General features: G+C 39.6%; 4 protein-coding genes. All 4 read right to left on the bottom strand.

Translation table 11 applies throughout. The features are described 5' to 3' along the window. Positions 1-336: 336 nt before the first annotated feature. The 4 genes from B2575_RS07940 to B2575_RS07925 all read right to left on the bottom strand — a co-directional run bounded on the left by B2575_RS07940 (position 337) and on the right by B2575_RS07925 (position 7839). Positions 337-1089: an IS5 family transposase gene (locus tag B2575_RS07940; RefSeq protein ID WP_201566848.1), complete on the bottom strand. Its 753-nt coding sequence runs from the start codon at positions 1087-1089 to the stop codon at positions 337-339. A gap of 384 nt (positions 1090-1473) precedes the next feature. After that, entirely contained in the window at positions 1474-4821 is a 3348-nt protein-coding gene (locus B2575_RS07935; protein WP_296241054.1) for a tyrosine-type recombinase/integrase, read from the bottom strand. Further along, positions 4808-7333 (bottom strand): hypothetical protein, encoded by a 2526-nt coding sequence (locus B2575_RS07930; protein WP_296241052.1) that lies wholly within the window; start codon positions 7331-7333, stop codon positions 4808-4810. Before B2575_RS07930 ends, B2575_RS07935 begins: the two co-directional genes overlap by 14 nt. Beyond that, on the bottom strand, positions 7330-7839 hold the full coding sequence (locus tag B2575_RS07925) for a hypothetical protein (RefSeq protein WP_201566833.1): 510 nt from the start codon (positions 7837-7839) through the stop codon (positions 7330-7332). Before B2575_RS07925 ends, B2575_RS07930 begins: the two co-directional genes overlap by 4 nt. Positions 7840-7889 lie beyond the last annotated feature (50 nt).

Below are 7889 nucleotides of genomic sequence, written 5' to 3'. Positions count from 1 at the left end.
GACTAGGTGAGCGTTAGCGTTCAATATATTCTAGATAAGCAATAAGCAAAGCGTTATCTGATTAATTATCGGGTAGCGTTTTTTTATTGTTATATTAGGCGGTGTAGCTAAAATCTCCCAAGTGTGTTTGTACGGATTTGACGGCATAGATCAAATTGATATCCGACATGGAGTAGAATACCTACTGCTAGATAAGGCATACCTACAACAGATGGCGTTGGAACAAATGGTAAAACGATTAATGCAAGTGGCATATGTCCAAGGACTACAGCTCCCATGCTGCGTGTAATATAGCTGCGCCTATAACAGCAACAAATACTAGGGCGTGTTGAACATTCATAATTTGAGCCAGATATAAGCACAAGCAAGAGCGACCGTATTTTCATAACTCTGCTTGAGCTTATCAAATCTGGTGGCAACCGCCCTATACTGTTTTAGCTTAGCGAAAGCGTTTTCTACTAGATGCCTGGCTTTATACAAGTCCCAGTCCATATGGTCGTTAGAAGACTGAGTGTTTCGTTTTCGAGGGATGTTATCATGCGTCCCTGATTGTTCAATATGCGCTCGTAGTGCATCAGAATCATAGCCTTTATCGGCACATAAAACCTCTGTATCGCTCAAGTCAACCTTATCTATTAAATCAGGTGCGACTTTAACATCGTGGGTTGTGCCATCTGATAAAATAAAGGTAATCGGATTGCCATGAGCATCAACTGCTAAGTGAATCTTGCTCGCGCGGCCTGCCACACTTTTACTAATGGATTGTAGGTTCTCATTGCCACTACTGCTGTGCTGATGCGCTTTAATATGAGTACCATCGATAAAGACCCACTCAAGGTCTGCGTCTTTGATCAGTAACGTAAATAATGCAATCAGCTTATTACTGCGAAACCAGCGCTGGTAAGCTTTATAGATGGTATTAGGCTTACCAAAATACTCGGGTAAGTCGCACCAAGGACAGCCAACACGCATGCGATAAAGCACGCCTTCAACCGTTTGTCTAAGATTTCCTTTGTCATAGATATTAAGTTCTAGTAATATGGGTCTTAGTCTTGTCCAGTGTTCATCTTTGAGCATGGTGCGAGGCATAGCGAACGATATCTTTTTTGTGTGAGAGCTTAAAGATTAACCGTTCGCTATTTTTTTTGCCATTAATTTGTCGCCAATGTTCAACACGCCCTAGTGTACTCATGACTGAATCTCTAAATTTTACGCTATAGTTTAGACTTGCGTTGTTTGTTCATTTAACATGCAATAGATCAATTTATAATTTAGACCTCATTCACTTAAAAAAAGTGAGTGAAATAGTAAAGACATAAAAAATGGTGCTGTCAGTAAAGCCCATTAAATTCAGAATTATCATAGGAATAACTTACTGTTCCTATAATAGAAATATTATGATAAATGAATTTAGAACCAAGTAAGCCAGTGATATATAAGTTTTAAAATATGATTCTCAAATCAACAAAGTATCTATAGTTTACTATCTATAATGAGTATGTTTTCATCAGTGATAAGCATCATATGCACAAAAAACCGTAGTAGCGGCGAGTATTGCCATTTATTCGTCTGTTCTCTATGGTCTCGGCTAGCAATACCGATATGGATAGCTTCTATCTTGTCATTAGACTGCCGCTTGATATCTTGATAATCAGTAGATGACATAGTTTTCATTAACAAGGCTTCGTTGCTACTCATCAGCCAATGTTTCAAAGGCAGTAGTTTATCCACAATATCAATGAAACGCTGCAACTCTTTCTCATCTCCTTTCCCAAATGATAGGTATGCTTTGCTAGTAGATATTTTTTCACTACATATCTCAATGAACCAAGCCCAGTCAATCCTTAATTCTTCCCGTAAGCGATAGGCATTGCTTAACAAAAGCGATAGCAATCTTAAGTCACTTTGATATTGAATGTTCAGTGGACTCAGTACGGAATTCTTTGAATCTGATAGCTTAACAAAGCGAGATTTGCCGCGTTTGGTAGCGATGTCGGCAACCTCGCTGGCACGTTTTATTAAAATGTTTGCATCGTGCATAGAAATATTTGCCAACTGGGCTGCTTTACTCAACAGTACCTCTTTATCATAGGTCTGTAGTAGCAGCTGTACTCGGTTTAGACCATAACGACCAAACAATTCATCAGTGGTTGGGGTATTGGTACTCAAGAGAAACTGTTTATCACAGTTTTCGATCGTAAATTGAGGTGACTTGCGTTTGCCTTCTATAATACTTTTAAACAAAAGTTTACGCATGCTAGGTATGCTGACCATGCCATTAGCAGTAATGTCAGCATTATCCTTAATCCTTCTAAGAGGAAATTCGGTAATGTTACACAGCGTTTGCTCGGGTAGTTTGATGTCAGCAATACTTAACGCATAGGTCGCCATCAAAGTAGCAAAATGGTTGTAATACTCAAAGCTACGCTCAGGCGACAAGTGCCCCATAACACCTGATAGAGCGTACCAGCGATCTTGTGCATCGATATGCTCCCCGAGTAGGCCTTTTTTTATACGCAGTATGTCGTTTTCGTCATAATCGGTGAGGGCTTCTACGAGATCTGGATGACCTAATAGCGCTAAAGATAGATTGCTCACAGCCGTGTGTCTAAACCCATGAAAGGTATGCTCTGCCACATTATCATCTACCGACATGTCTTTTAAGACTCGTTTGAGTAACTGTAAAGGAACATGGTCATCAATAGGACGCTGATCCGATGATAAGGTAAAGATAAATTTGTTTGAATGGCTGCCAATATTACTTTGCACAAAGTTAATAAAAAAGTTCAGCTCATCAGGCTTGAGAAGGGCAAATAAGGCAATGCGGCGGATACTACTTTGAGTCTTGGTGGGACGGTAGCTATTGGGCCTGATTACCACTGAGGGTGTAGCTGCCTTTAAACCTTCGATATCACTATACTTAAGTCCCAACAGCTCTTTTTTGCGCATGCCAGTACGATAGACTAAGATAAATAAAAGCGCGAACATCTCCCGCTCCAATATATCTACAGAACCCAGTATCTGCGTAATTATGGCTTTGTACGCTTGCGGTGATATCAGCTCTGCACGTACACGCCGACCGTTTTTGGAGTGTTGAAAGTTCACGGAGGGTAGATTGTATTTGCTCTTAGCAAAGTTGTGCATACTCTTTAATAAATTGGCAGAGTATCCAATGTCAGTATTGTTCCGTACGACAGCTTTGTACTCTAAAATATCTTCATAAAGTTCCTCAAACTCTTCCTCTGACCAAATATCAAGCGGCTGAGCCGTTGTGAAATATAACCATTCATAGCCTATGGTTCTAATATATTTCAAAATAGACTCATTACTAAGTGATTTTGACTCCTTTCGATTGAGTAAACTTAGTACCCAATCTAATAAAATTTTTTCACTTAAGTCATCGTATTGCCCATAGCGTTTTTGTACTCTTTCGATAAGAGTGTACGTCGTTTGGCCGAGTTTTTTCTTCTTCTGTTTTTTATCCATTTTGAAGTCTTTAGTCAGATTCATAATTAAATCAGACTTTCTAACCTCTATCTTTTTGGTAGAACTACTACTAGATGTCTCGTTTTGATTAACAGAGTTTTTGCTGATAGACAGCGTCAAAATATGTTCTAGATCATACGGCTCCTCTTTATACTGATATTTTTGGTTCAAAAACCGACCAAAGTCCTGTGTACTCAGTCCAGCAGTATTATGCATACCTCGCAGCACCCCAACTGAAGCATGATCAATATTAGTGCCCTTCAGCTCCTCCCAGTAATAACTGGCGTAATATAAAAACCTTGAAAAGGGAAGTGGCTTAATACCTAAAGGATTGATCACGTCAGACAAAGCCACAGTCAAGTATTGTTTTATCTTATCTTCTGACAGCTTGGCAATGATAGGTTTGATCTCTGCTTGACTGCTTTTTTTATGATAACGCATCAGCCAACACTGACTGACCATATCTACAACGATTTGCTTGGTGTTATAAAGCTGGTCACTTTCTTCTTCTCGCTCGTTACCAAAGCGCTTTTGTACAAAGCGCGGCGAGACCATTATCCTTTCTTTGATGAATGGCTGATATTCTTTGGTGAGCAATGAGATAAGCCACCCTTGAAGCATTTGTACCTCATTGATACCGCCATATACAATTCCTGAGAATATCAGCCAGCCTATAATCTGATCTTGGCTATAATCGACTGTTTGCTCCCAATTATGCTCTACTGCGCGAATAATTTTGACCAGCGCCTTACCGTCTTTTAACCAAGCTGTATTTGTAATTAGTGGATTAATTTTAGTAGGCTGTGGCGCGATTATCTTGGGATAGTGATGCTCAGCAAGCATATGGTACTTATTTTGATAGTTAACGAACTTAACGACGACTTGCCAGACATGTTTGAGTGTTTTAGATGACTCGTAAGCTTTTGCAATTTTGTTTTCAATGATTGACTGAAACTCATCGAATCCCTCTTGGGACAATGGTTCCAATTGCCTGTAAAGCTCTATCTGAAACTGGCTTAAAGATTGACTCCAAGATAGCCATGACAAATCAAAATAATCGCTAGAGCTTGGCGAAAATGAAAAGATGCGCTCATTGGGCCAAAGCGCTTGTTGGTAGTATTTATTGAAAGACTGTATGAATCCGATACTTCCAGGATGAATCCTTTTCAATGACTCCCATTCGGTTTGTAAGTCGGCGAGTAGCTTTATCTCACGTGTCCTTGCCGTGTCACTGTTTTTGAGTATAGATGGGTAAGGCACGTAGCGCTTTTTTCTACCATCAAACTTTGCTAAGTCATCAATAATTTTTGGCAGCTTTATTTCATTTATTAGCATGATCAACCTCTGCAGTGCTTGTGCCGACATGATTTGAATTAGGGTAATGATTGATTGTGATATCTGATAACCCAAGCTGTGCTGCGATCTGTTCAAACACGGACGCTACACGCTTAATATCTGCTTTACTACTTGATGAGAAGCGCCCCAATACTTCTTGACGAGCTTTTTCATGACCAATAACCGTGTTAATCAGTGATAAGGAAACGCCAAGTTTTTCAAGCTGCGTACGAACAAAGTGGCGTGTCCAATAGGGATTGGCGTCAATGATATGCTTGGTCATATGATAAGCATCGCCACGCTTAATATCTTTAAGAGTAGGAGAGTTAGCAGTAGGAGCTCGCTCAGACAACAGCTTTAATAGTGCTTCATCATTACCTAAACGTATATTATCAATGATAGCGCTGATATCATGATGACCTTGGTGCTTTGCCTGATAGTTGACTAAATATGCTCTATAGTCTGTTAGATGGCGTATAAGTGTGGGGCATAGCGGAATGAGACGGTCACTTTTGACCTTCTTAACTGGCTTGTCATTGATGAGCAGCCAACCCATATCAAGATCAATATCGTACATCCTGCCAAGACCGTTGTTTGGTCGCACGCCGGTTAAAAGGCAAAAGACAAACCATACAAAAATACTGGTTCTATTAAAGTGCTCCTCATCGTTTGAACTTTGATCAGTCCAGTACTTCATCTCATTTACGATGTCGCAAACGGTTTCAATCGTTAGCGCAAACGCTGAGCCTACGGTATATTTATGCCAAGGGGTGATATAAGTTAAGTCAAAATCACTGTTGCTATTAAATATGCCCAGTGCTGATTTATAGTGTGTCATAAGTGCTTCGCTGGTGTGGCTACTATAGTACATTGCAGGAGCATGGGACGCAGGCGTGCGACAGATGATATCGGCGATATGTGCATGACAATTAGGTGTATAACGAGAGAGCACGACATGTAGTGCGGTCTCTATACGATTGACGGACAGGTACGGCAATCCAAGGCTGCTACGTAAGGTGGCAAGATAAGCCGTAAAATCTTCTTTTAATGGCAACTCGCAAGCAAGTAAATCATCTATCAGCCACAACGGTAGTGGAACTTTGATGGTATCAGAAGTATTTTCATAATCATTTTCGAGCAATGTTTGGCTTGTGGACTTTTCGGTAATACCTAAGCTGTGTTCGATGTAATACTTTTTACCTTTAATTTTGAAAATATTAGGATGACCGATATAGCCGGGTATTAGTAAGGATTTAACTGGCAACCCAGTAATCATAGATAACAATAAAATACCAGCACAGGTTTTATCAGTCTCTGTTTCTGGTAAGGTGCTTGCATCTTGGTTGAGCGCAGCAAATAACGCTTGGTAGCCGGCAAGAGAGAGTAAGCGCGTGTTAGAGTTAAGCGCGAGATTGCGCTGAGACATATAGTTTTGCTGTAGCGATAAATCTATAGTTTGGAGCGGTATAGAGTGTTTGATTAACGGGTTTGGATATTCGCCATAGCTGACATAGGGTGCCTCATGGTGATCAATACGCTCTTCAAAGCTGGTGGTTAACCCTTCATGGCTTTCAGTATTAGCGTCTAAAAATGCAAGATCTATGGCGATAGCGCTGTGTTCTATATCATCACGTGTGTTACTCCATGTATCATTGCTAGGCGTGGTATTCCAGTTGTGACTCGTTGCAGTAGAGTCTAAGGGCAATTTCGATGTGTTATCTGCTAAGTTGATGGCTATAATTTTAATATGTTTAGGCGGCTTCTTATACTTAAGTCTAGGCTTGCGTAACGTATGCGCATTTTGATAGGCGGTCGTTATTTTCTCTATTTGGCTCAGTTTATCTTTTGCCACTTTCTTTTCTTCGGCATGAGTAGCTTGCTTATCATTTAACAATTCATATGCACTTTTTTGCTGCTCTAATAGATCAGTGAAAATGGCGCATATACTTTCCACACTCATGATCATTTGAGGTAAATCAGGTAGTTCACGCCAAATCCATGTTCGTCTAGAAGATCTTGAAAACTGCGCCTGTTTAAATTGCATCAGTATATTTTTGGTTTGCTGTTTTGGCCAGTGCTGCGTCAGCATCACACTGGTGTGCATTGCTATGGCTAGCCAAATTAACCGTTTCTGTAGGTAGTCATGCTGATGTTCATTGATAGAATGTTGCATGAGAATAAGCAATTGCATGATGAGTGGTTTTTTTGCTAATTCTGATCTACTAATAGTCATAGAAAGCCGAGGAACTGGCCTTCTTTGTAATACCTGTAATATTAATCTTAGTAGATTTTGGGGATTATCATCTGGCTGGCTATAGCTATTGTGTACTGCTAAAGTGATCTCAGATATGGCAGTCGATACTGCTTCTGGATATATAAAATTTTGCTCATTATCAATTTTCTTAACGATGTCTGTTAATGCTTGCGCATTAAGCCATTCACGCTCTTCATGATTATTCTCAGCATTCTCAGCATTCTCAGCATTCTCAGCATTCTCAGCATTCTCAGTCATAAAACACCCTCAGAAGGTCGCTTGTAATAAGTTTGCTCACTTATATTTATAAGCCGACAAAATGTAGTAATAGCAAAAATATTTTTGCCAAATAATTTTTGGTTTATCTCTTGATCCAAGGCTTCGTTTAGCTGCGTGTAAATGAGCTTGATATCTATTTTTTTGTTGTATTTTGCGATGAGATCAATGAGCTCGTAAAAACTAATGTCAAAATCAAACTGATCCTTTGAGATGTATTGCACAGCTACTTTTTGTCTGAGTACACTAAAATCAGCATCAGGGCTTTTGATCAGGTGAAAAAGCTCAAAATTATTGAGCAAGAACCATTTTTCCTCCTCTTTTATAAAGCAGGTAAGTTTTAAGCAAGTATTACTTTGCTCAAGTTCGATAGCCTGACTATTAAGAAGTGGTCTAATATGGCAGGTATAAATATCAAACAGACTAATGATTTCTGGATATACAAGCACATTGAGTGTTTGTAGCTTAGCGATCGATAGTGATTTCATATTTTTCCTACTAAGATATCGAGTTGATGACTTGTTCTTTATATATACCC

It is taken from the genome of Psychrobacter sp. UBA6739 (assembly GCF_002453835.1).
In the GTDB taxonomy this organism is placed as follows: Bacteria; Pseudomonadota; Gammaproteobacteria; order Pseudomonadales; family Moraxellaceae; genus Psychrobacter; species Psychrobacter immobilis_A.
This window is presented reverse-complemented; position numbering and strand designations above follow the sequence as displayed.